General features: G+C 38.3%; 1 pseudogene. It reads right to left on the bottom strand.

The features are described from left to right. Nucleotides 1–57: 57 nt before the first annotated feature. A pseudogene (locus HMPREF2984_RS01965) lies at nucleotides 58–1018 on the bottom strand (IS30 family transposase). Nucleotides 1019–1087 lie beyond the last annotated feature (69 nt).

The following is a 1087-nucleotide window of genomic DNA, read 5'->3' as shown; positions in this document are numbered from 1 at the left end:
TTCCCAATTGTCAAGTCAAGTGCAACAAAGTTGTTCCTCTGATTAAGTGAGTATCTTTCAAGCTGTTTGAGTTAGCTCAAACAGCTTTTTTGCGGACTGATAGCCATGGATTCGTCTAGGTCTTTCATTGATAGCCTTTGTATAGTCCTCTAAAAGTGTCGGATTTAGTTTTTTTAGTGAGGATCCTTTGGGAATGAACTCTCTTAATAATCCATTGAAATTCTCATTTGTGCCTCGTTCATAAGATGAATAGGTATGTGCAAAATAAACATCTAATCCCTCTATCTTACTCAATGATGAAAATTCGTTTCTATTATCTGTAGTTATGGACTTAATGGGATAAAGTTTCATACACTCTAAGACTGCTTGATTGACATACTCTGCTTTCTTTTCCACGAGTTTCTTTGTGACAGCATAGCGTGTTTGTCGTTCTACCAATGTTAAAATAGAAGGTTCTCCTATTGTCTTTCCACCCAGAACAGAATCGATTTCCCAATCTCCAAAACGGGAACGATTATTAATCTCTTCTGGTCTTTCTTCAATTGACTTTCCTAGATGTTTCTTGGTAGAGGGACGCTTGTTAAATTTCTTACGGATCCGCACTGCTCTTGGTAAATCAATAACCTTAATCTCTAACAAACCTTGATGGATATAGTTATAGAGCGTCTTGGTTGAAGGAACAACTGCATCTACATGTTGGAGTCTATAGGTATGAACAAAGGTATCCACGCTATGCACCCTTGGTTTCTCTAGCATCCCGATAACGGTTATGGGCAGCATCTGCATAATAGTGTTGGTAGTAGACCTTCTGCCCATTGACTTTTTTCCATTGTGTTATGGAACCACGATTAATTTCACGAGTAATAGTAGAGCGATTTCTCCCCAGTCTACGAGCAATTTCAGCAGGTTTGAGTCCTACGCTTAAATAAGCTTCAATTTCTCCTCGCTCAGCTTCAGATAAGTGCTTGTAGGATTGATTTGTGGTAGAATAATTGTAGACATGTTCATCTTCCTTTATACTGTTTTTCGCAACTCTAGTATATCAGATGAACATGTCTTCTGTGTTGCACTTCATTTTACAACAGGG

Source organism: Streptococcus sp. HMSC066E07, from assembly GCF_001814695.1.
GTDB lineage: Bacteria > Bacillota > Bacilli > Lactobacillales > Streptococcaceae > Streptococcus > Streptococcus hominis.
The sequence above is the reverse complement of the archived record's forward strand: the minus strand, read 5'-3'. Positions and strand labels throughout refer to the sequence as shown.